This is a genomic window from Streptomyces sp. NPDC050509, assembly GCF_044457965.1.
Taxonomy (GTDB): domain Bacteria; phylum Actinomycetota; class Actinomycetes; order Streptomycetales; family Streptomycetaceae; genus Streptomyces.
In genome coordinates this window covers 440,327-461,660 of sequence record NZ_JBITHL010000008.1, presented here as the reverse complement: position 1 = coordinate 461,660, position 21,334 = coordinate 440,327, and the positions used below count along the sequence as shown (strand labels likewise).

Sequence of the window (21,334 nt, the reverse complement as noted above, 5' to 3'; positions counted from 1 at the left end):
GGGGTCAGTCCCTCCCGTGCCGCAGCGCGGGGTGCGCGCCGGCGGCGACGAGGTCCGCGACGGCGGACTTCGGGTCACGGCCGGTGACCAGGGACTCGCCGACGAGTACGGCGTCGGCCCCGGCGTTGGCGTACGCGATCAGGTCGTGCGGCCCGCGCACACCCGACTCGGCGATCTTCAGGACGCCGGCGGGGATCTCCGGGGCGACCCGCTCGAACGTGGAGCGGTCGACCTTGAGGGTCTTCAGATCGCGCGCGTTGACACCGATGATCTTCGCTCCGGCGTCCGCAGCGCGCTCGGTCTCGTCCTCGTCGTGGACCTCCACGATCGGGGTGAGCCCGATGGACTCGGCCCGCTCGATCAGCGAGACGAGCGCCGGCTGTTCGAGCGCGGCGACGATCAGCAGCACCAGGTCGGCGCCGTGCGCGCGCGCCTCCCAGAGCTGGTACGACGTGACGATGAAGTCCTTGCGCAGGACCGGGATGTCGACCCGGGCACGGACGGCCTCCAGGTCGGCCAGCGAACCGCCGAAGCGGCGCTGCTCGGTCAGTACGGAGATGACTGCGGCGCCGCCCGCCTCGTAGTCGGCCGCGAGGGCGGCGGGGTCGGCGATCGCGGCGAGCGCGCCCTTGGACGGGCTGGAGCGCTTCACCTCGCAGATCACCTGGACGCCCTCGCCGCTCAGCGCGGCGACGCCGTCCTTGGCCTGGGGCGCCTTGGCCGCGCGCTCCTTGAGCTCGTCAAGGCCGACGCGCGCCTGCCGCTCTGCGAGGTCGGCGCGTACGCCGTCGATGATCTCGTCGAGCACACTCACGCGAGCGGCCCCCTTCCGGGACGGGTGCGGTTCAGTTACGGATCGTACCGATGGCGGCCGGGGCCGCCATCGGGCCCTGTTCGGCCATGTCGTCGTGTCCGGCCCTCCCGATGCTAGCCGGAAGTGGCCGAAGGGCTCGCATCCGGTCGGCCGCGCGTGCCACCGCGGCGGCCCGTCAGGGCGCGAGCCATGCCCCGAAGGGCAGGTTCCTGAGGACGCTGAAGACCACGAGGACGGTGCCGAGGGTCCACCACCACAGGGGGCGCTGGGTGATGCGCAGGGGGAGCCCTTTTCCGGCTCTCACCACCCAGATCACCCACACGACGGCGAAGACGGCGTAGCCCGCGAAGGCCAGCGCGTTGTCGCCGAGCGCGGTGAGCGGGTCGCCGTGGGCGAGGGCGTGGGCGCCGCGCAGGCCGCCGCAGCCGGGGCAGTAGAGACCGGTGAGGCTGTAGAGCGGGCAGGGCGGGTAGTGGCCGGATTCGTTCGGGTCGACCAGGCCGACGTAGGTGAACGCGGCGGCGATCCCGGCGAGGGTGGCGAGCGGGGTCAGCAGCCGCCTGACCCGGGACGCGGACTGCGGCACCTCGTACGGCGCGCGCGGCCCGTAGGACCCGGCCGACGCGTACGGCCCGTAGGACCCGCCCGGCTCGTACGGCGGCGTGGTCGGCGGCGGTACGGCGGGCGGGTGCGGGGCGTTCGGCGCGTGGTCCACCCGGTGATTGTCGCCGCTCCCACGGAAAGACGCAGCCCGGCCTCGCCGGACTGCGTCATGTGCAGCGGACTGCGCTGTGTGCAGGAGACCGCTTCAGCTCTGGAGCTACGGGGTCAGACGGTCTGGGCCTGGGCCGTGAGCGGCGCGGCGGCCTCGTGGTGCTGCTCGTGGGACGCGGTCTGCGCCAGGATCTGGGCCCTGATGTCCTCTGAGCGCAGGTTGACCTGCTTGTTCGCCGCGGCGTTCCTGGCCGCGGCCACCTCCGGCGACTCCTTGGGCATGCCCATGCCCGCGGCGCTCATCGCCATGCTCACGATCCCACCGAGCACGACGACGGCGAGGCCGCCGTAGAACGCGAGGAAGTTGACCGCCACCATGCCGACCCCCGACACGCAGAAGCCGATGAAGGCGATGGTGACGCCGGTCCAGGCCGCCGGGGTGTGTCCGTGGCTGCTGCCCGCCATGAGTTGCTCCTCGTTGCTGTTGCGCCGGTTGCGCCGGGTGAGTCGGACGCTCACGCCATATTGTCCCGCACGCGCGGGGCGGAAGGTTCCCGGGGGTGGCCCGGTGTGAGTCAGCTCTCGCGGGTCGGATCCTCGCCGCGGTCCAGAGCCTTCCACAGGTCCTCGGGCCGGTCGGGGTCCACCACGGGCGCCTTGCGCGCACCGCGGCCACGTCCCGGGGCGCCGCCCGTCCCGGCCCCGGCGGCCTGGCCCGGCCGCTCGTACCGGCCGGACATCGCGGGCCAGCGGCTGCCGTACACGAGGGCGAGCGCCCCCGCGAGCAGGATCAGCGCGCCGCCCGCCGTGGTCACGTAGGGCCACGCGGTGTGGCTGAGCCCGGAGACCGTGGCGGCGGTGTCGCCGGTGGTCTGCGCGGCCTTGTCGTCGAGCGCCGCGCTGTCGGAGGCGCCGAGGAACGCGGCGACGGCCGCGCCCGTACCGCTCAGGGCGAGCAGCGCGGAGACGAGCAGCCGTCCGGCCCTGCGGACGGCGAAGACGGCGACGAGCGCGGCGAGGCCGACGATGGCGAGGGCGGCCGGGACGCCGGTGATGTCCCGGCCGTCGGCCTTGAGCGGCAGGGAGCCGCCTCCGACGGCCGCCGCGCCCTCCGCCCAGGTCTGGCCGGAGGCGATCAGAACCACGGCGGCGCCGAGGGCGCCGAGGAGCAGGGCCGCGGCGAGACTGCGGCGGCTGCCGCGCGTGTCGGTGGCCGCGGGGGCCGCGGCGGTACGGGGCTGGGGTACGGGTACGGCACTCACGTACCCCACTATCCCCTACCGCCGCAAACCCCCCGGAGCCCGGGGCACCGCGCGGGGGTCAGGCGCCGCCCATCCGGTTCGCGGTGTGGACGGCCCGGAGCACCGCCGCCGCCTTGTTGCGGCACTCGGTGTCCTCGGAGACCGGGTCGGAGTCGGCGACGACGCCCGCGCCCGCCTGGACGTAGGCCGTGCCGTCGCGCAGCAGCGCCGTACGGATGGCGATGGCCGTGTCGGAGTCCCCGGCGAAGTCGAGATAGCCGACGCAGCCGCCGTACAGACCGCGCCGGGTGGGCTCCAGCTCGTCGATGATCTGGAGGGCGCGCGGTTTGGGCGCGCCGGAGAGGGTGCCCGCCGGGAAGCAGGCGGTCAGCACGTCGAAGGCGGTACGGCCCTTGGCGACCTGTCCCGTCACGGTGGACACGATGTGCATGACGTGCGAGTACCGCTCGACCGACATGAAGTCGACGACCTCGACGCTGCCCGGCTCGCAGACCCGGCCGAGGTCGTTGCGGCCGAGGTCGACGAGCATCAGGTGCTCGGCGCGCTCCTTGGGGTCGGCGAGGAGTTCGTCGGCGAGCGCCTGGTCCTCCTGCGGGGTGGCGCCGCGCGGCCGGGTGCCGGCGATGGGGTGGACCATCGCGTGGCCGTCCTCGACCTTGACGAGCGCTTCGGGGCTGGAGCCGACGACGTCGAAGGCGGCCCCGCCGTCCTCGGTGGCGGGGAAGCGGAAGAGGTACATGTACGGGCTCGGGTTGGTGGCCCGCAGTACCCGGTAGACGTCGAGCGCGCTCGCGGTGACGGGCGTCTCGAACCGCTGCGAGGGCACGACCTGGAAGGCCTCGCCCGCCCTGATCCGCTCCTTGATGTCCTCGACGGCGTCCTGGTAGGCGGCGCCGCCCCACAGCGCGGTGAACTCGGGCAGCTCGGAGGCGGGCAGTTCGGCGGGCGGCGAGTGGAACGGCCGGTCGAGGTCGGCGGCCATCGCGTCGAGCCGGGCGACGGCGTCCGCGTACGCCTCGTCCACGCCGGTGTCGAGATCGTTGTGGTTGATCGCGTTGGCGATCAGCAGGACGGAGCCGTCCCAGTGGTCGAGGACGGCGAGGTCGGAGGTGAGCAGCATGGTCAGCTCGGGGATGCGCAGGTCGTCGCGGGCGTGGTCGCCGACCTTCTCCAGCCGGCGGACGATGTCGTACCCGAGGTAGCCGACCATGCCGCCGGTGAAGGGCGGCATGCCGGAGGCCAGGTCGCGGGGGGTGTGCAGGGTCTCCACCGTGGCGCGCAGGGCGCCCAGCGGATCGCCGTCTACGGGGACGCCGACGGGCGGGGTGCCCAGCCAGTGCGTCCGCCCGCCGCGCTCGGTGAGGGTGGCGGCCGACCGTACGCCGATGAACGAGTAGCGGGACCAGGAGCGGCCGTTCTCCGCGGACTCCAGCAGGAACGTGCCGGGGCGTTCGGCGGCGAGCTTGCGGTACAGGCCGACCGGGGTGTCCCCGTCCGCGAGGAGGCGCCGGCTCACGGGGATGACACGGCGGTCCACCGCCAGCTTGCGGAAGGTCTCAAGGTCCATGGCGGCTGACCCTACTCGTTGCGCGTACGGGGAAGGGAGGCGTGCGGGCGGGCTGTCCAGCCCTACCCGAGGGGCAGGACGTCGGCGTCGAAGCAGGTGCGCGCGCCGGTGTGGCAGGCGGCGCCCACCTGGTCGACCTGGACGAGGACGGTGTCCGCGTCGCAGTCCAGGGCGACGGACTTCACGTGCTGGACGTGGCCGGACGTGTCCCCCTTCACCCAGTACGCGCGGCGGCTGCGGGACCAATAGGTGCAGCGGCCGGTGGTCAGCGTGCGGTGCAGGGCCTCGTCGTCCATCCAGCCCAGCATCAGCACCTCGCCGGTGTCGTACTGCTGGGCGATCGCCGGGACCAGGCCGTCGGCGCTGCGCTTGAGACGGTCGGCGATGGCGGGGTCGAGCCCTCCGGTCGGGGACGGCGCCCCGCTCGTGCTGGTCATACGGCCATTGTGCCGCGCCCGTGCGGTTCCCCGGCGCGACGTCCACTGGGCGGACGGGTTCCGGCCGCCGTACGCTGGAGGCATGTCGACCCATGCCAAGCGTGAACGACTTCTGCTCGCCGACCTGTTGGAGGCGGCGGGCCCCGAGGCACCGACGCTCTGCGACGGCTGGCTGACCCGGGATCTCGCGGCCCATGTGGTGGTCCGCGAACGCCGCCCCGACGCGGCGGGCGGGATGATGCTGGCCGCGCTCAGGAACCGGCTGGAGCGGGTGCAGGCCGAGTATGTCGCGAAGCCGTACGAGGAGCTGATCCAGCTCATCCGGTCGGGTCCGCCGCGGATGTCGCCGCTCGGCATCAAGCAGCTCGACGAGGTGGCGAACACGGTGGAGTTCTACATCCACACCGAGGACGTGCGCCGGGCGCAGCCCGACTGGACGCCCCGGGAGGTGGACCGCGTCTTCGCCGACACGCTGTGGTCGCGCCTGGAGAAGGGCGGCCGGATGATGGGCCGCAAGTCCCCGGTCGGCCTGGTCCTGCGCCGCCCGGACGGCCAGACGGCGGTGGCGCACCGGGGCGCCCCGGTGGTGACGGCGACGGGTGAGCCGAGCGAGCTGCTGCTGTTCGTGTCGGGCCGCCAGGAGGCGGCGAGGGTGGAGCTGGCGGGCGACAAGGACGCGATCGAGCGGGTCAGGGACGCGAAGCTGGGCATCGCGTAGTACGTACGCAGGTAGGTAGGTACGGGGGCGTGCGGATGCGGACTCCTGGCGCCGGGCGGTCTCATTTCGGCAGCTCGGCCCTGCGCAGCGTCTTCGGGCCGAGTCCGATGACGCCCCCGGCCGCGCAGACCGCCGCACAGGCGAGGAAGACCGGGCCAGCGCCCCACAGGCCGACCGCCGCGCCGACGAGCGGGTAGCAGAGGGGCGCGATCCCGAGGGTGACGAGCGTCGAGACGGAGGTGACGCGGCCCAGATAGGCCGGGTCGCAGGCCGTCTGGAGGATCGCCCAGGCCAGCGCGCCGCTCAGGCCGGCGAGCAGCCCGATGAGGGCGCCCGCGGCCACGGCGTACGGGATCGACGGCACGTACCCCATGGCGGCGACGCAGACGGCGCCGCCGCACAGGAAGAGGGGCATGACGAGCCCGGCGCGTGGTATGCGCCCCCGTACGGTCAGCAGCAGCGCGCTGAGGCCCGCGCCGGTGCCGAAGGACGCGAGGATCCACCCCATGCCGTCGGCGCCCCAGCCGCGTTCCTGGACGAGGAGCGTGAGCCCGATGTTGAGCGGGCCGACGAAGCCCAGCTCTCCGACGGCGACGGTGGCCATCAGCGGGGCGAGCACCCGGTGGCGGCGCAAGTAGCGCAGCCCGTCCCGCAGTTCGCCCCAGGCCCCGAGGTCCGCGTGACCGTCCGCCGGGTCCTTGGCCGGCCCAGGACGCATCCGTACGGCGAGGAGCAGCGGCAGCGATACGGCGAACAGCGCCCCGGCGACGGCGAACGCGGCCGGCGACCCGCCGAGCGCCACCGCGAACCCGCCGAGCGGCGCCCCGGTCACCCCGGCGACGCGCTGGGCGAGGCCGCGCATCCCCTGGACGCGGGCGAGCTGGCCGGGGGCGGTGATCCGGGGCGGCAGGGCGCCGACGGCGGGCAGGAAGAGCGCGTCGACGGCGCCGAAGACCAGGGCGACCGCGAGGAGCATCCAGAGCGCGGGGGTGGTGAACAGCAGCGCGAGGGCGACGCCCAGGATGACGGCGCAGCGTACGGCGTCACCGCCGATGACGACCCGTCGGGGCCCGAACCGGTCGGCGATCACTCCCCCGCCGAGCATGAGCAGGGCGCGGGGTACGGAAGCCGCGGCGAGGACGAACCCGGCCTGCGCGGGGCTGCCGCTGCGGACCGCGGCCCAGGACAGCGCCATGTAGTAGACGCTGTCGCCGACCATCGAGGCGGTGTAGGCACCGAGCCAGCGCAGCACGTTGGCGTCCCGGTGGGCGGGCCGCTCGGGAGCGGGAGTGGGGGCGGGGACGGGGCGGGTGGGGGTGGCGGAGGGGGCGGGCGTGGGTCCGGGGGGCGCGCTCACAAGCGGTGCCGTCCTCTCTCAGGAGGCTCAGGACTCCCAGGGATCTCAGGGGTCTCCGGGGCGGAAGGGGTCTCAGGGGCGGAAGGGGTCTCAGGGGCGGAAGGGGAAGCCGTACAGATGCAGCGCGACGGTCTCGCGCCCCTCGGTGTCGCCCGTGTCCTCGGCGGCGCGCCCGGCGTTCTGGTACTTCAGCGCCAGTTCGTGCAGCTCACGGCTGAAAGCCTCCAGCTCCGCCGCGGTGAGCGCTGCCATGTATTCACCGCTGAAGGCTGCGGTGCGCCACTCGGACGGCCAGGCGTTCTGGCTGTCGAGGAAGGCCCGGTACTGGCTGACGCGCTGCTCGAAGACGAGCCGGCCGATCGCGCTGTACGCGGCGACCTCCTCGGGCGCGTCGCTGAAGTCCTCGTGCCCCCAGCTCACCCCCTCGGAGGCGACCCGCCACCACCGCTCCCGCCCGTCCGTCCCCTGCGGCTCGGCCTCCGTGATGAGCCCGTGCTCGGCGAGCTTGCGCAGGTGGTAGCTGACGAGCGAGACGGCCTCGTCGACCTGGTCGGCGAGGTGTGAGGCGGTGGCCTGACGGGCGATGAAGAGCGCCCGGTAGAGCCGCAGCCGCAGGGGGTGGCCGAGGGCCTTGAGGGTGGCGATGTCGGTGATCCGGCGCTGGTCCCGCTGTTCCTGGTCTGCCATGGACCGACCGTAATAAGAAAAGAAAAATTGCACAACATTTGTTGCGCAATAAATCCTGTGGACTTTCCCGGGCCGGTCGGCCGCCGACCAGCGGCTATACATCGGATGAGTCCGGGGTGTGAGCCCGAGCGGGACCACCAGGGGCAGGAGGCTCGAATCCGCAGACTGCCGGGCAGAAGTGGCCTGATTCCGCCGACTCCCCGTCATTGACAGGTGCACGCAACGTACCTAGGTTCACCGACACACCCGATGTATCCGATGCATTCGATGATCCGTCAGGTCTGGAGGACGACGATGACCTCACCGTCAGGAAAGCCCTCGCCCGTGGACCGCAGGGCCTTACTCGGCACCGCGCTGGGCGGCGCGGCAGCGGCGGCGCTGCCCGCAGCGGCCCACGCGGCACCCCCCGCACCTCCCGCGCACCCCGAGGTCCCCGAGCACCCCGCCCGCACCGCACGTCCCTGGAAACTCCGCGACGCGATGTCCACCGACGGCGCCTGGGCGAGCTTCCTGCGCGGCCAGGACCTGCTGTGGACCCGGCTGCCCACGTCCTGGTACGAGGGCCCGTTCCTCGGCGACGGGCAGCTCGGCACCATGGTCTACCAGGAGCCGGACAGCAACCGGATCCGCTTCACCGTCCAGCACGGACGCGTACAGGACCACCGGCCCGAGTTCGGCAGCGCCTGGGGCACCTGCCGGCTCCCGGTCGGGCACCTCACGCTGGACCCGGTCGGCACGATCACCGCCGTCGACTGGCGGCTGAGCCTGTGGAACGCGGAACTCACCGGCACCGTCACCACCACCCGCGGCACGCTCACCCTCGCCGCCCTCATCCACGACGAGGTCCTCGCCGTCCGCACCACGGCCACCGGCGGTGAACGGGCCGTCTGGACCTTCCACCCCGAGGAGGCCGTCAGCCCCCGGAGGATCAGCGAGGAGCCGCCCGCCGGCTACACCGCCCACCCGCCCTGGACCACCCGGACCACCGCCGACGGCACCGAGCAGGTGCTCCAGCCCCTGACCGGCGTCGGACAGACCGCCACCGCCTGTCGCCGTACCCGCGACGAGCTGCTGCTCAGCGTCGGGCACAGCGCGCCCTCCCTCACCGCCGCCGCTGCGGACTCGCTGCGCAACCTGCGGCGCGCGGCGTCCTGGGGCGCCCTGCGCCAACGGCATCTGCGCTGGTGGCACGCGTTCTACCGGAAGAGCTTCGTCTCCTTCCCGGACCAGCGGATGCAGTCCTTCCACTGGATCCAGCTCTACAAGATCGCCTCCGCCAGCCGGGCGGACGGCCCCGTCATGGCCACCTCGGGCCCCTGGCTGGAGCCCACCCCCTGGCCCGCGGTCTGGTGGAACCTCAACGTCCAGTTGGAGTACTGGCTCATCCACGGCTCCAACCACCTGGAACTGGACTCGCTCGCCACCACCCTGCGGCAGAACCAGGAACAGCTCATCGCCAATGTGCCCGCCGCCTACCGCGCGGACAGTTCGGGCGTCGGCCGCAGCTCCGACATGTTCGCCAACCGCGGCGTGGGCAGACCGGGGACCGGCGCCGAGACCGGCGACCTCACCTGGGCGCTGCACAACGTATGGCTCTCCTACCGTCACTCCATGGACGAGAGCCTGCTGCGCGACACCGTCTTCCCCGTGCTGCGCCGGGCCATCGCCTACTACCTGCACTTCCTCACCCCGGGCAGTGACGGCCGCCTCCACCTGCCGAGCACGCTCTCGCCCGAGTACCCGGTCGTACCGCCGCAGGACACCAACTACGACCTGGCACTGATCCGCTGGGGCTGCCGGACCCTGCTGGAATCCGCCGAACTGCTCGGTGTCGAGGACGAGTCGGCGCCACGCTGGCGGGAGGTGCTGGCCCGGCTCACGCCGTACCCGGTCGACGGGAACGGCTTCATGATCGGCGCGGACACCCCGTACGCGCAGTCCCACCGCCACTACTCGCACCTGCTCATGGTGTACCCGCTGTACCTGGTCAACTGGGACCAGCCGGGCTCCCGCGAGCTGATCGCGACGTCGCTGACGCACTGGCACGCGCTGACCGGCGCCCACCGGGGGTACAGCTACACCGGGGCCGCCTCCATGTACGCGATGATGCGCGACGGGGACACCGCGCTCACGTATCTGCGGAAGTTCTTCGACCCGGGCAGCCGCTTCCCGTGCCGGGCCAACACCCACTACACCGAGGCCGGTCCGGTCATCGAGACGCCGCTGTCCGCCTCGCAGTCGCTGCACGACATGTTCTGCCAGAGCTGGGGCGGCGTGATCCGCGTCTTCCCCGCCGTCCCGGCCGACTGGGCGGACGTCACGCTGCACGACTTCCGTACCCAGGGCGCCTTCCTGGTCAGCGCCGTACGGAAGGCCGGGGCCACCCGGTTCATCCGGATCAGGAGCCTGGCGGGCGAGCCGCTCAGGCTCCGGCACGGGCTGGCCGGGGCGCTCACCGTACTGCTGGACGACGGGACCCCGGCCAGGACCGAGGACCTCGGCGACGGCACCCTCGCCATCGATCTGCCCCGGGGCCGCGAGGTGCTGGTCCACTCCGGCCGCCGCCCCGACCTGGTCATCGCGCCCGTCCCGGTCGGCGAACCGGGGCCGGCCTGGGGCCTGCCGTAAGCCCCGGGCGTGCCCGTAGCCCTCAGGCGTGCCCGTAGCCCCGGGCGTCCGCGCGACCACAGGACATCGCCCCGTACGGGGCGGGCACACCGGCCCCCGACCCCACCACCCCGGGAGGTTCCCATGGCGGTTCCGCTCAGGACCGCGATCACCCCGCTCCGCGCGCTGCTCCGCGCCGCACTGGCGGCCACACTCCTCACGGCCACCCTCCTCACAGCCGGCCCCGCGCGGGCCGGCCAGGACACCGGCTCGCCCCAGCACCTCTGGGACGTGTCCGCCCCCGCACCCGCCGCCGGCCCCGGCCGCGCCGCCGTGGCGCGCGTACCGCACGCCCGGGTCTCCCTGGACCCCGCCACCGGCGCCCTGAGCCTCACGGTGTCGCGCGGCGGCCGGACGGTCCTCGCGCCCTCGCCCGTCGGCCTCGTCACCGAACGCGCCGACCTCTCCCAGGGGTTGCGCTTCCTGCGCCGTACGGACCGGCCGGTCCGCGACCGCTACCGGGCCACGTCCGGCAAGCGGCTGGAGCGCAGGGTCGAGATGACCGAGACCCGCCTGTCGTTCGCCACGGCCGCCGGCGCCCGGCTCGACCTCGTCGTGCGCGCCGCCGCCGACGGGGTCGCCTACCGGTACGACCTGCCCGCCGGGTCCGGGGACGTCCTGCGCGAGACCTCCGCCTTCACCCTGGCGCCGGACGCCCGTGCGTGGCTCGGCGCCTACCGGGCCGACAACGAGGGCCAGTTCGCCCCGTACACCGCAGCGACCGCCCCCACCGGGGCGTACTCGTACCAGGCGCTCTTCGCGACCGACGGCGGCTACACCCTGCTCGCGGAATCCAATTTGACCGGCACGTACTCCGGTGCCCGGCTCGCCCACGACCAGGGCACCGGCACCTACCGGGTCGCGCTCGCCGACGAGCGGGTCGATGCCGACGGGCCGCTCACCACCCCCTGGCGGGCGCTGGTCACCGGCGATCTCGCCACCGTCACCCGGTCCACCTTCACCGACGACCTCGCGCCCGCCTCCCGGGTCGCCGACCGCTCGTGGATCCGGCCCGGCACCGTGCTGTGGACCTGGCTGGCGGGCGGCCGGGAGGCCGGTCAGAGCCTCGCGGCGCAGAAGAAGTACGTCGATTACGCCGCCGAGCGGAACTGGCCCTACGAGGCCGTCGACGCGGGCTGGTACTACAAGCCCGGCGAGTGGAACACCACCGACCCCGACTGGGCGACCAACAGTTGGCTGCCCGAACTCGTCCGCTACGCCCGCGCCAAGGGCGTCGGGATCATCGTCTGGGTCCACCGGACGAACCTGGACACCCCCGAGGAGCGCGCCCTCTGGCTGCCCACCCTGGAGCGCTGGGGCGTCAAGGGCGTCAAGATCGACTTCATGGACTCCGAGGCGCAGCCGATGCTCCGCTGGTACGACACCATCCTCCCGGAGACCGCCGCCCACCACCTGATGGTCGACTTCCACGGCTCGACCATCCCCAAGGGCATCCAGCGCACCTGGCCGCATGTCATGACCCTGGAGGGGGTCGGCGGCGAGGAGAAGCGGACCAACACCGCGGCCCATCTCACCACCCTGCCGTTCACCCGCAACGTCATCGGCTCCATGGACTTCACCCCGGGCGCCTTCCACCGCGTCGGTCTGCGCCCCAACTCCGACGCGGCGGAGACCGGGCTCGCCGTGCTGTACGAGTCGGGGCTCCAGATGTTCGCGGGCACCCCGGAGTCGTACGACGACCGGCCGCTCGCCCGGGAGTTCTTCGACCAGGCCCCCGCCGTCTGGGACGACACCCGGCTGCTCGCCGGAGACCCCGGCCGGGAGGCCGTACTGGCCCGCCGGGACGGCGACCGCTGGTTCCTGGGCGGGGTGTACGCCGGCGCCGCCCGTACGGCCGAGGTGCCGCTGGCCCTCGGTTCTGGACGGTGGCTGGTGGAGACCGTGCAGGACGGCCCCGACGGGCTGGTACAGGACCGGCGGGTGGTGCGCGGCGGCGACACGATCGACGTCGGGGTCGTCGACAACGGCGGCTTCGCCGGGATCGCCTGCCCCTGGCGCCCCGGCGTCACCACCTGCTACCGCTGACCCCGAAACCGAAGGCCCCCGCCGACGCCTGGAAGGCGCGGCGGGGGCCCTGGACGGACGAGGCAAGCTGGGTCAGCGCACCGGGTGCCCCGCCTGCCGCAGCGCGTCCTTGACCTCGCCGATGCGCAGGTCGCCGAAGTGGAAGACCGAGGCCGCCAGTACGGCGTCGGCGCCCGCCTCGATCGCCGGGGCGAAGTGGGCCAGTCGCCCGGCGCCGCCCGAGGCGATGACCGGGACCGTGACGTGCTTGCGCACGGCCTCGATCATCTCGGTGTCGTAGCCGTCCTTCGTGCCGTCGGCGTCCATCGAGTTGAGCAGGATCTCGCCCGCGCCGAGCTCCGCCGCCTCGTGGGCCCACTCGACGGCGTCGCGGCCCGCGCCCTGGCGACCGCCGTGGGTGGTGACCTCGAAGGAGCCCGAGGGGGTCCGGCGCGCGTCGACCGACAGCACCAGGACCTGGCGTCCGAAGCGCTCGGCGATCTCGCGGATCAGCTCGGGGCGCGCGATGGCCGCCGTGTTGACGCCGACCTTGTCCGCGCCCGCCCGCAGCAGCTTGTCGACGTCCTCGGCGGTCCGTACCCCGCCGCCGACCGTGAGCGGGATGAAAACCTGCTCCGCGGTGCGGCGCACCACGTCGTAGGTCGTCTCGCGGTCGCCGGACGAGGCGGTGATGTCGAGGAAGGTCAGCTCGTCGGCGCCCTCGGCGTCGTACAGCTTGGCCATCTCGACCGGGTCACCGGCGTCGCGCAGGTTCTGGAAGTTGACGCCCTTGACGACCCGGCCCCGGTCGACGTCCAGGCAGGGGATCACCCGTACGGCCAGCGTCATGCGGTGCCTCCCCGCGGGTTCCCGGTGCCCCGGTACGCCTCCACCTCGACCTCCACCACGAGGCTCGGGTCGATGAGACCCGCCACCACGATCATGGAGGCGGCGGGGCGTGCCGCGTCGAAGAGTTCCTTGTGGGCGCGGCCGACCTCGTCCGCGTCCCGTACGTGCGTGAGGTACATCCGCGTCCGTACGACGTGCTCCGCGCCGAGACCCAGCTCCTCCAGCGCCTTGAGCGCCACGCCGAACGCGGTGACGGCCTGCTCGTACGGGCCGCCCTCGGCGATCCGGCCGTCGACCACCGACGTACAGCCGGAGACCAGGACGAGCCCGTTCGGCAGTTCCACCGCGCGGGAGTAGCCGAAGGACTCCTCCCAGGGGCCGCCGGACGAGATCTTCCGTACGGCCACGGCGTCGGCCCCGGTCGCTGCCTCGGTGTCGCCGCTCATCCGGACACCGCCGCGAGCGCCTCTTCCAGCGTGAACGCCTCGGCGTACAGCGCCTTGCCGACGATCGCGCCCTCGACGCCCTCGGGCACCAGGCCGGCGATGGCCCGCAGGTCGTCCAGCGAGGAGACCCCGCCGGAGGCGACGACGGGCTTGTCGGTCGCGGCGCAGACGTTCCTCAGCAGCTCCAGGTTCGGACCCTGGAGGGTGCCGTCCTTGGCGATGTCGGTGACGACGTACCGCGCGCACCCCTCGGAGTCCAGCCGGGCCAGCGTCTCGTAGAGGTCGCCCCCGTCGCGGGTCCAGCCCCGGCCGCGCAGGGTCGTGCCGCGTACGTCGAGACCGACCGCGATCTTGTCGCCGTGCTGGGTGATGACCCGGGCGACCCAGTCCGGGGTCTCCAGCGCGGCCGTACCGAGGTTGACGCGGGTGCAGCCGGTGGCGAGGGCCGCGGCGAGCGAGGCGTCGTCGCGGATGCCGCCCGACAGCTCGACCTTGAGGTCCATGGCGTCGGCGACCTCGGCGATCAGCTTCCGGTTGTCACCGGTGCCGAAGGCCGCGTCGAGGTCGACGAGGTGCAGCCACTCGGCGCCCGCGCGCTGCCAGGCGAGGGCGGCTTCGAGGGGGGAGCCGTACGAGGTCTCCGAGCCGGACTCGCCGTGGACGAGGCGTACGGCCTGGCCGTCACGGACGTCGACGGCGGGGAGGAGCTCCAGCTTCGGCACAGCGCGCTCCGGCACGTCGGACTTCGGCACATCGGACTTCGGCACGGAAGGCATTCCAGAATCCATTCAGAGGGTTCCGATCCAGTTGGTCAGCAGCTCGGCGCCGGCGTCGCCGGACTTCTCGGGGTGGAACTGGGTGGCCCACAGTGCACCGTTCTCCACGGCCGCCACGAACGGCTCGCCGTGGGTGGCCCAGGTGACCCGGGGCGCGCGGATCTTGGCGTTGGTGACCTCCAGGTTCCACTCCCGCACGGCGTACGAGTGCACGAAGTAGAACCGGGCGTCGGGGTCGAGCCCGGCGAACAGTTGGCTGTCCTCCGGTGCTTCGACGGTGTTCCACCCCATGTGCGGGACGACGGGGGCCTGGAGCGGTCCGACCGTCCCCGGCCACTCGTCGAGCCCCTCGGTCTCCACGCCGTGCTCGATGCCCCGCTCGAAGAGGACCTGCATGCCGACGCAGATGCCCATGACGGGACGGCCGCCGGCAAGCCTGCGGCCGATGATCCACTCGCCGCGCGCTGCGGTGAGCCCCTTCATGCAGGCGGAGAAGGCGCCGACGCCGGGGACGAGCAGCCCGTCGGCGTTCATGGCCTTGTCGAAGTCGCGGGTGATCTCGACGTCGGCCCCGGCGCGGGCGAGGGCGCGCTCGGCGGAGCGGACGTTCCCGAACCCGTAGTCGAAGACGACCACGTTCCTCGCGGTCTTGGTCATCCCCAGATCCCCTGGATCCGCAGGACGCCCGCCACCAGGCAGAGCACGGAGCAGAGCCCGAGCAGCACGATCACACCCAGGGGCAGTTTCTGCTTGTGGAAGGAGTACACACCGCCGGCGAGGAAGAGCCCCACGACGATCAGGATGGTCGACAGACCGGTCACAGGGCGCCCTTGGTCGAAGGAAGGATTCCGGCGGCGCGCGGGTCGCGCTCGGAGGCGTACCGCAGGGCACGGGCGAGCGCCTTGAACTGGCACTCCACGATGTGGTGCGCGTTGCGCCCGTACGGGACGTGGACGTGCAGCGCGATCTGGGCCTGGGCGACGAAGGACTCCAGGATGTGCCGGGTCATCGTCGTGTCGTACTCCCCGATCATCGGCGCCATCTTCTCGGGCTCGGTGTGTACGAGGTACGGGCGGCCCGAGAGGTCGACGGTGACCTGGGCGAGCGACTCGTCCAGCGGCACCGTGCAGTTGCCGAAGCGGTAGATGCCGACCTTGTCGCCGAGGGCCTGCTTGAAGGCGGCGCCGAGCGCGAGGGCGGTGTCCTCGATGGTGTGGTGCGAGTCGATGTGGAGGTCGCCCTCGGTCTTCACCGTGAGGTCGAACAGGCCGTGCCGGCCGAGCTGGTCGAGCATGTGGTCGTAGAAGCCGACCCCAGTCGACACATCGACCTTGCCGGTGCCGTCGAGATCGATCTCGACGACGACGGAGGTCTCCTTCGTCGTACGTTCCACGCGGCCGATGCGGCTCATGCGCTCTGCTCCTTCTTGAGATCACGTACCGCGTCGAGGAACGCGTCGTTCTCGGACGGGGTGCCCGCGGTCACCCGCAGCCGGCCCGGTACGCCGTTGTCACGGATGAGGACACCCCGGTCGAGGATCCGCTGCCAGGCGGTGTGGGAGTCCTCGAAGCGGCCGAACTGGACGAAGTTCGCGTCCGAGTCGGTGACGTCGAACCCGATGGCCCGCAGCTCGGTGACGAGGCGGTCCCGCTCGGCCTTGAGCGTCTCGACGTACCCGAGCAGCGTATCGGTGTGCTCCAGCGCGGCGAGCGCGGTGGCCTGGGTGACGGCGGAGAGGTGGTACGGCAGGCGCACCAACTGGACGGCGTCGACCACGGCGGGGTGCGCGGCGAGGTAGCCGAGGCGCAGCCCGGCCGCGCCGAACGCCTTGGACATCGTGCGCGAGACGACGAGGAGCGGGCGGCCCTCGACGAGGGGCAGCAGGGAGGGGCGGTGGCTGAACTCGACGTACGCCTCGTCCACGACGACCAGCGTCGGGCGGACCGCCTGGGCGGCCTCGTACAGCGCGAGGACGGCGTCGGCGGCGACCGCCGTACCCGTGGGGTTGTTGGGCGAGGTGATGAAGACGACGTCGGGGCGGTGCGCGGCGATCGCCTCGCGCGCCGCGGCCACGTCGATGGTGAAGTCCTCGTTGCGCGGCCCGGAGATCCAGCCGGTGCCGGTGCCGCGCGCGATGAGGCCGTGCATCGAGTACGAGGGCTCGAAGCCGATGGCGGTGCGGCCGGGGCCGCCGAAGGTCTGGAGGAGCTGCTGGATGACCTCGTTGGAGCCGTTGGCGGCCCAGACGTTCGCGGCGGTCAGCGGCTGCGCCCCGGCGTCCGTGAGCCCCGTACGGGTGAGATAGGCGGCGAGCTGGGTGCGCAGCTCGACCGCGTCCCGGTCGGGGTAGCGGTTGAGCCCGCGGGCCGCCTCGCGGACGCGCTCGGCGATCCGCTCGACCAGCGGTTCGGGCAGCGGGTAGGGGTTCTCGTTGGTGTTGAGCTGTACGGGGACGTCGAGCTGGGGCGCGCCGTACGGGGACTTGCCGCGCAGCTCGTCCCGTACGGGCAGGTCGTCGATCCCGAGGGGCTGCGCGGACGCGTCGGTGGTGCTCACTTGCCGGGTACCTTCCATCCGAACCTTGCTTTCAGCGCCGCGCCGTGCGCTGGCAGATCCTCAGCCTCCGCCAGCGTCACCACATGGTGGGCGACCTCGGCGAGGGCGTCCTCGCTGTAGTCGACGATGTGGATGCCGCGCAGGAAGGACTGGACGGACAGGCCCGAGGAGTGGCAGGCGCAGCCGCCGGTCGGCAGGACGTGGTTGGAGCCGGCGCAGTAGTCGCCGAGCGAGACGGGGGCGTACGGGCCGACGAAGATCGCGCCCGCGTTGCGGACCCGCTCGGCCACGGCGGCGGCGTCGGCGGTCTGGATCTCCAGGTGCTCGGCGCCGTACGCGTCGACGACGCGCAGGCCGTCCTCGACGGAGTCGACGAGGACGATGGCCGACTGGCGTCCGGTGAGCGCGGGCCGTACCCGGTCCTCGATGTGCTTGGTGGCCGCGACCTGCGGTTCCAGCTCCTTGGCGACGGCGTCGGCCAGCTCCGTCGAGTCGGTGACGAGGACGGCGGCGGCCAGCGGGTCGTGCTCGGCCTGGCTGATCAGGTCGGCGGCGACGTGCACCGGGTCGGCGGTCTCGTCCGCGAGGACCGCGATCTCGGTGGGTCCGGCCTCGGCGTCGATACCGATCCGGCCGGTGAAGTAGCGCTTGGCGGCGGCGACCCAGATGTTGCCGGGTCCTGTGACCATGTTGGCGGGCGGGCAGCCGTCGGGGCCCGTGGTGCCGTACGCGAACATCGCGACGGCGGAGGCGCCGCCCGCCGCGTACACCTCGTCGACGCCGAGCAGCGCGCAGGCCGCCAGGATCGTCGGGTGGGGCAGGCCGCCGAACTCTTTCTGCGCGGGGGAGGCCAGCGCGATGGACGGGACGCCCGCCTCCTGGGCCGGCACCACGTTCATGATCACGGAGGACGGGTAGACGGACCGGCCGCCGGGCGCGTAGAGCCCCACGCGCTCCACCGGCACCCACTTCTCGGTGACGGTGCCGCCGGGCACGACCTGGGTGGTGTGCGCGGTACGGCGCTGCGCGCGGTGGACCAGCCGGGCGCGCCTGATCGACTCCTCCAGCGCGGCCCGGACGGCGGGGTCGAGCCCCGCGAGGGCGTCGGCGAGGGCGTCGGCGGGTACCCGTACGCGCTCCAGCCTGACCCCGTCGAACTTCTCCGCGGCATCGATCAGCGCCGCCGTGCCCCGATGATGGACGTCCTCGCAGAGGGGCCGCACCTTCTCCAGGGCGGCCGACACGTCGAACTCGGCTCGGGGCAGCAGGTCACGCAGAGCGACGCCCTCGGGGAGGGCGGCGCCGCGCAGATCGATTCGTGAGATCACGGGGTCAATTCTCGCAGACCGGATCAGGCCGCCGGACGCCTGTATCACTGGCTGATACATGTCCCGGAGGTCACTCCTCACTACTAGTGTTCAGTTCGTCACCGAGCGGGCACAACGAGGGTAAGGACCGTTTCGCCCATCTGGTCTGTACACCCCTCTGTACATCGCTCCACACCCCTCTGTTCATCGCTCCACACATCCATGATCAGCACTCACACCCTGTACGCACACGGGGAAGCGGAGGAGCGGCCGTGACCGAGCCGCAGTACGACGAATGTCCCGACTGGCTCAGCGCCGCGGAAGTCGGCATGTGGCAGTCGTTCCGCAACGGCAGCGTGTACGACCTGAGCACGTCGGACCCGCTCCTGAACGATCCCTTCTCACCCCGCCCCTGGGGCACGGAACGCAGCGTGCGCGCCCGGGTGATGGCCCTGCTGCTGCTCAGCGGGCCCGCCGCGCTGCCGGGCCGGGTCGCGGCGCTCAAACTGCGCGGCCTCCAGATCACCGGGACGCTCAACCTCGCGGGCGGTGAGATCGCACCGTACGTGGAGCTGGACCAGTGCCGGTTCGAGAACGAGGTGATCCTGCCCGAGTCGCACTTCACCACGCTGCGGATGGTGGCCTGCGCGATCCCCCGGCTGGAGGCCGCCCGGCTGCGCACCCAGGGCGATCTGCATCTGCCGCGCTGCCGGGTGGAGCGGGGGATCCGGCTGACCGACGCGCAGATCGGTACGGATCTGCTGATCAGCCAGATCGACGTGGGGCCCGACCGGCACGGCCGGGCGATCGCCGCCGACGGGCTGTCCGTCGCGCAGGACTTCACCGCAGATCAGATCGAGACGTTCGGCGAGGTCAGCCTGCGCGGCGCGAAGGTCGGCGTGTCGCTGAGCCTGCGCGGCAGCCGGCTGCGCGCCGCGGAGGAGCGGCGGGCGCTCAACGCCCCCCAGCTCACGGTGGAGCGCTCGCTGTACATGGCGGGCGCGTGGATCGGCGACACCGCCGACCTCCTCGGCACCCCCGACATCACGGCGGTGACTCCCCCGTACGGCGTCGGGCAGGTCGCCGCGCCGCTGCTGGGCACGCGATTACAGCGGTTCGAGTGCCGGGGCGGGGTCCGGCTGGACGACGGCCGGTTCGGTGACGCGCTCGACGTGGACGGGGCGCGGTTCTTCCTCGCGCCGACGGAGGAGCTGTCGCTGCGCCGGATCAGCACGCCGGAGCTGCGGTTCAAGTGCGAGCGCGTGGAGGAGGGCCGGGTCGTGCTGAGCGGCGCGCGGATCGTGACGCTCATCGACATGTCGACGAGCTGGCCGGGGCCCGGTGGGCTCGCCATGGGCGGCTTCGTCTACGAGAACATCGTCCCGTTCGGGCACTTCCCGCTGCTGCGGCGGCTGGAGTGGCTGGCGGCGGCGACCCCGGAGTACTCCCCCGAACCGTACGAACGGCTCGCGCAGGTGCTGCGGAACAGCGGCGAGGACTCGGACGCGCGCGAGGTGCTGCTGGCGAAGCAGCGGCGCCGCCGCGAGACGCTGCCGCTGGCGGCGAAGCTGTGGGGCTACCTCCAGGACTGGACGGTCGCGTACGGCTACCGCCCCGGCCGGGCGGCGCTGTGGATGGCGCTGCTGTGGGGCGCGGGCACGATCGCGTTCGCCCGCCACCCGCCGCCCCCGCTGCGGGCGGACGAACACCCGATATGGAATCCGGCGCTCTACGCTCTGGATCTGCTGATCCCGGTGATCGACCTGGGCCAGGACGGGTTCTGGCTCCCGGAGGGCACCTGGCAGTGGACGGCGGCGGGCCTGGTGGTGCTGGGCTGGATCCTGGCGACCACGGTGGCCACGGGAGCGACACGGGTGCTGCGACGGGGGTGACGCGCGACCCTGGGGGCGACGGTCCGGCGTGAGGCGTCGCCCCGGGGGATGTGTCACCCCCGCAGCCGCACCGGTCGCGCGCCCACCGGGGGACACACCGGTCGCGCACCACCGGGGGACGCCACCCGCGTTTCTTTACTTTCCCTTGACCTCCGCCAGGACAACCTTTCCCCCGCCACCAAAGCTTCACAGCAACCCTCTGGCGCCCCCGCCACCTGCGGTTTTCAATGGTCCGCACCATGTCATTGCTTCGCGCCCTGATCAGCACCGCGCGCATGGTCCGGCACACCCCGCTGCTCGCCGCCGGGCTGCCACCGGACCACGAGGTGCTGCTCGACGCCCCCGACGACCGGCTCGCGCCCGCCCTGGTCTCCGCCGCGCTCGGCGAGTACGAGCAGGCCGCGAAGGTCCTCGCGGCGACGCGGGAGGCCGCCGCGTGGGAGGACCGGGACCGCTACGTCATGCGGCTGGCCGCGTTCGCGCACGGCCGGGACGGCTGGCTCGCCGCCTGGCTGCACGCCGCGCCGCACGACCCCGACGCCCTGCTCGTCCGGGCCGAACTGGCCGTCCGCAGGGCCTGGGAGTCCCCGGCCCGCGCCGAGTTGCTGCGCGAGACAGGACCGCTGATCGACGCCGCCGCGGACGGCGACCCGCGCGACCCGGTGCCCTGGCGCGTGGCGCTGGACCACGCGCGGGGTACACACGCCCCGCACACCGCGTTCGAGTCGCTGTGGGCGCAGGCCGTACGCCGTTCCTCGCACCACTACGGCTGCCATGTCGCGGCCCTCCAGTACCTCTCCGCCCACTGGTACGGCTCGCACCAGGAGTGCTTCGACTTCGCCGAGGACGCCGCGCGCGACGCGCTGCCCGGTTCGCTCGTACGGGCGCTTCCGGTGCGCGCGGCCTTCAGCCGGCTGCTGAGCGGCACACCGGGCGCGGTCCACGGCGACCGTATCGACGCCGCCGCCGATCTCGCCGTCACGGTCTCCGCCCGGTACGAGGCGGGCGACCCCTGGCCGGCCGAGGTGCGCAACCTCCTCGCGTACGTGCTGGTGGAGCGGGGGCGCTGGGCCGACGCACTGGAGCAGTTCCGGCTGATCGGGCCGTACGCGACGTCCTTCCCGTGGACCAGTTTCACCGACGATCCGCTCGGCCGGTTCCTCGAAACGCGTGACGGCGTACGGATCCAGGTGGCCTCGTCCATGCCTTTGCGCAACAGGACCGACCGGGGAGGGCCCGACGGCCATTACGCTTGACCGT

Annotated in this window: 20 protein-coding genes and 1 pseudogene; 5 read left to right on the top strand and 16 right to left on the bottom strand. The window is 72.8% G+C overall.

Annotation, left to right across the window (positions count from 1 at the left end; translation table 11 throughout):
- Positions 1-4 precede the first annotated feature (4 nt).
- From trpC to hisI, 6 genes and pseudogenes are all read right to left on the bottom strand, one after another.
- Complete coding sequence (gene trpC / locus ACIBJC_RS24785; RefSeq protein WP_399295931.1) at positions 5-814, bottom strand: indole-3-glycerol phosphate synthase TrpC; 810 nt, start codon at positions 812-814, stop codon at positions 5-7.
- A 175-nt stretch (positions 815-989) separates the two neighbouring features.
- Entirely contained in the window at positions 990-1,529 is a 540-nt protein-coding gene (locus ACIBJC_RS24780; RefSeq protein ID WP_399295929.1) for a DUF2752 domain-containing protein, read from the bottom strand.
- 224 nt (positions 1,530-1,753) lie between these two features.
- Positions 1,754-1,993, bottom strand: a pseudogene (locus ACIBJC_RS24775) (HGxxPAAW family protein); the annotation flags it as partial.
- A gap of 110 nt (positions 1,994-2,103) precedes the next feature.
- Complete coding sequence (locus ACIBJC_RS24770; RefSeq protein ID WP_399295927.1) at positions 2,104-2,799, bottom strand: TIGR02234 family membrane protein; 696 nt, start codon at positions 2,797-2,799, stop codon at positions 2,104-2,106.
- 49 nt (positions 2,800-2,848) lie between these two features.
- A complete protein-coding gene (locus ACIBJC_RS24765) occupies positions 2,849-4,357 on the bottom strand; it encodes an anthranilate synthase component I (protein WP_399295925.1) in 1,509 nt (502 codons plus the stop codon).
- Positions 4,358-4,419: 62 nt separating this feature from the next.
- Positions 4,420-4,794 carry a phosphoribosyl-AMP cyclohydrolase gene (gene hisI / locus ACIBJC_RS24760; RefSeq protein WP_329826068.1) on the bottom strand — a complete coding sequence of 125 codons (375 nt, stop codon included), beginning with the start codon at positions 4,792-4,794 and terminating at the stop codon, positions 4,420-4,422.
- Between the two features lie 82 nt (positions 4,795-4,876).
- Here hisI and ACIBJC_RS24755 point away from each other — a divergent pair, with 82 nt between their 5' ends.
- The gene (locus ACIBJC_RS24755) at positions 4,877-5,512 is read left to right on the top strand and encodes a TIGR03085 family metal-binding protein (RefSeq protein ID WP_399295923.1); all 636 of its coding nucleotides are present in this window, start codon (positions 4,877-4,879) and stop codon (positions 5,510-5,512) included.
- Positions 5,513-5,573: 61 nt separating this feature from the next.
- Here the strand turns inward: ACIBJC_RS24755 and ACIBJC_RS24750 are convergent, their stop codons facing one another.
- Both ACIBJC_RS24750 and ACIBJC_RS24745 read right to left on the bottom strand, forming a co-directional pair.
- Entirely contained in the window at positions 5,574-6,869 is a 1,296-nt protein-coding gene (locus ACIBJC_RS24750) for an MFS transporter (RefSeq protein ID WP_399295921.1), read from the bottom strand.
- 90 nt (positions 6,870-6,959) lie between these two features.
- Complete coding sequence (locus ACIBJC_RS24745; RefSeq protein WP_399295919.1) at positions 6,960-7,556, bottom strand: ArsR/SmtB family transcription factor; 597 nt, start codon at positions 7,554-7,556, stop codon at positions 6,960-6,962.
- A 294-nt stretch (positions 7,557-7,850) separates the two neighbouring features.
- Between ACIBJC_RS24745 and ACIBJC_RS24740 the strand changes: the two genes are divergently transcribed.
- Positions 7,851-10,184: a glycosyl hydrolase family 95 catalytic domain-containing protein gene (locus tag ACIBJC_RS24740; protein ID WP_399295918.1), complete on the top strand. Its 2,334-nt coding sequence runs from the start codon at positions 7,851-7,853 to the stop codon at positions 10,182-10,184.
- Between the two features lie 123 nt (positions 10,185-10,307).
- Positions 10,308-12,269: a glycoside hydrolase family 97 catalytic domain-containing protein gene (locus ACIBJC_RS24735; RefSeq protein WP_399295916.1), complete on the top strand. Its 1,962-nt coding sequence runs from the start codon at positions 10,308-10,310 to the stop codon at positions 12,267-12,269.
- Between the two features lie 72 nt (positions 12,270-12,341).
- Here the strand turns inward: ACIBJC_RS24735 and hisF are convergent, their stop codons facing one another.
- The 8 genes from hisF to hisD all read right to left on the bottom strand — a co-directional run bounded on the left by hisF (position 12,342) and on the right by hisD (position 18,203).
- Positions 12,342-13,097, bottom strand: a complete 756-nt coding sequence (gene hisF, locus ACIBJC_RS24730) for an imidazole glycerol phosphate synthase subunit HisF (protein WP_399295914.1) — start codon at positions 13,095-13,097, stop codon at positions 12,342-12,344.
- Entirely contained in the window at positions 13,094-13,543 is a 450-nt protein-coding gene (locus ACIBJC_RS24725; protein WP_399295912.1) for a RidA family protein, read from the bottom strand. The genes hisF and ACIBJC_RS24725 overlap by 4 nt, the downstream gene beginning before the upstream one ends.
- Positions 13,540-14,265, bottom strand: a complete 726-nt coding sequence (gene priA / locus ACIBJC_RS24720; RefSeq protein ID WP_399296060.1) for a bifunctional 1-(5-phosphoribosyl)-5-((5-phosphoribosylamino)methylideneamino)imidazole-4-carboxamide isomerase/phosphoribosylanthranilate isomerase PriA — start codon at positions 14,263-14,265, stop codon at positions 13,540-13,542. Before priA ends, ACIBJC_RS24725 begins: the two co-directional genes overlap by 4 nt.
- Positions 14,266-14,331: 66 nt before the next feature.
- Positions 14,332-14,976, bottom strand: a complete 645-nt coding sequence (gene hisH, locus ACIBJC_RS24715; protein WP_399295910.1) for an imidazole glycerol phosphate synthase subunit HisH — start codon at positions 14,974-14,976, stop codon at positions 14,332-14,334.
- A complete protein-coding gene (locus ACIBJC_RS24710; RefSeq protein WP_329826060.1) occupies positions 14,973-15,140 on the bottom strand; it encodes a hypothetical protein in 168 nt (55 codons plus the stop codon). The genes hisH and ACIBJC_RS24710 overlap by 4 nt, the downstream gene beginning before the upstream one ends.
- Positions 15,137-15,730: an imidazoleglycerol-phosphate dehydratase HisB gene (gene hisB / locus ACIBJC_RS24705; RefSeq protein ID WP_384998014.1), complete on the bottom strand. Its 594-nt coding sequence runs from the start codon at positions 15,728-15,730 to the stop codon at positions 15,137-15,139. Before hisB ends, ACIBJC_RS24710 begins: the two co-directional genes overlap by 4 nt.
- Positions 15,727-16,875, bottom strand: a complete 1,149-nt coding sequence (locus tag ACIBJC_RS24700; RefSeq protein ID WP_399295908.1) for a histidinol-phosphate transaminase — start codon at positions 16,873-16,875, stop codon at positions 15,727-15,729. Before ACIBJC_RS24700 ends, hisB begins: the two co-directional genes overlap by 4 nt.
- Positions 16,872-18,203 (bottom strand): histidinol dehydrogenase, encoded by a 1,332-nt coding sequence (hisD, locus tag ACIBJC_RS24695; protein WP_399295906.1) that lies wholly within the window; start codon positions 18,201-18,203, stop codon positions 16,872-16,874. The genes ACIBJC_RS24700 and hisD overlap by 4 nt, the downstream gene beginning before the upstream one ends.
- Before the next feature lie 251 nt (positions 18,204-18,454).
- Here hisD and ACIBJC_RS24690 point away from each other — a divergent pair, with 251 nt between their 5' ends.
- Together ACIBJC_RS24690 and ACIBJC_RS24685 are read left to right on the top strand one after the other, a co-directional pair.
- A complete protein-coding gene (locus ACIBJC_RS24690) occupies positions 18,455-20,074 on the top strand; it encodes an oxidoreductase (protein ID WP_399295904.1) in 1,620 nt (539 codons plus the stop codon).
- Positions 20,075-20,301: 227 nt separating this feature from the next.
- Positions 20,302-21,330 (top strand): hypothetical protein, encoded by a 1,029-nt coding sequence (locus tag ACIBJC_RS24685; protein ID WP_399295902.1) that lies wholly within the window; start codon positions 20,302-20,304, stop codon positions 21,328-21,330.
- Positions 21,331-21,334 lie beyond the last annotated feature (4 nt).

Excerpts from the sequence above, each read along its gene's own strand:
- ACIBJC_RS24765 (WP_399295925.1), bottom strand. The coding sequence starts at position 4,357 with ATGGACCTTGAGACCTTCCGCAAGCTGGCGGTGGACCGCCGTGTCATC.
- hisI (WP_329826068.1), bottom strand. The coding sequence starts at position 4,794 with ATGACCAGCACGAGCGGGGCGCCGTCCCCGACCGGAGGGCTCGACCCC.
- ACIBJC_RS24755 (WP_399295923.1), top strand. The coding sequence starts at position 4,877 with ATGTCGACCCATGCCAAGCGTGAACGACTTCTGCTCGCCGACCTGTTG.
- ACIBJC_RS24745 (WP_399295919.1), bottom strand. The coding sequence starts at position 7,556 with ATGGCAGACCAGGAACAGCGGGACCAGCGCCGGATCACCGACATCGCC.
- ACIBJC_RS24740 (WP_399295918.1), top strand. The coding sequence starts at position 7,851 with ATGACCTCACCGTCAGGAAAGCCCTCGCCCGTGGACCGCAGGGCCTTA.
- ACIBJC_RS24735 (WP_399295916.1), top strand. The coding sequence starts at position 10,308 with ATGGCGGTTCCGCTCAGGACCGCGATCACCCCGCTCCGCGCGCTGCTC.
- hisF (WP_399295914.1), bottom strand. The coding sequence starts at position 13,097 with ATGACGCTGGCCGTACGGGTGATCCCCTGCCTGGACGTCGACCGGGGC.
- ACIBJC_RS24725 (WP_399295912.1), bottom strand. The coding sequence starts at position 13,543 with ATGAGCGGCGACACCGAGGCAGCGACCGGGGCCGACGCCGTGGCCGTA.
- hisH (WP_399295910.1), bottom strand. The coding sequence starts at position 14,976 with ATGACCAAGACCGCGAGGAACGTGGTCGTCTTCGACTACGGGTTCGGG.
- hisB (WP_384998014.1), bottom strand. The coding sequence starts at position 15,730 with ATGAGCCGCATCGGCCGCGTGGAACGTACGACGAAGGAGACCTCCGTC.
- ACIBJC_RS24685 (WP_399295902.1), top strand. The coding sequence starts at position 20,302 with ATGGTCCGCACCATGTCATTGCTTCGCGCCCTGATCAGCACCGCGCGC.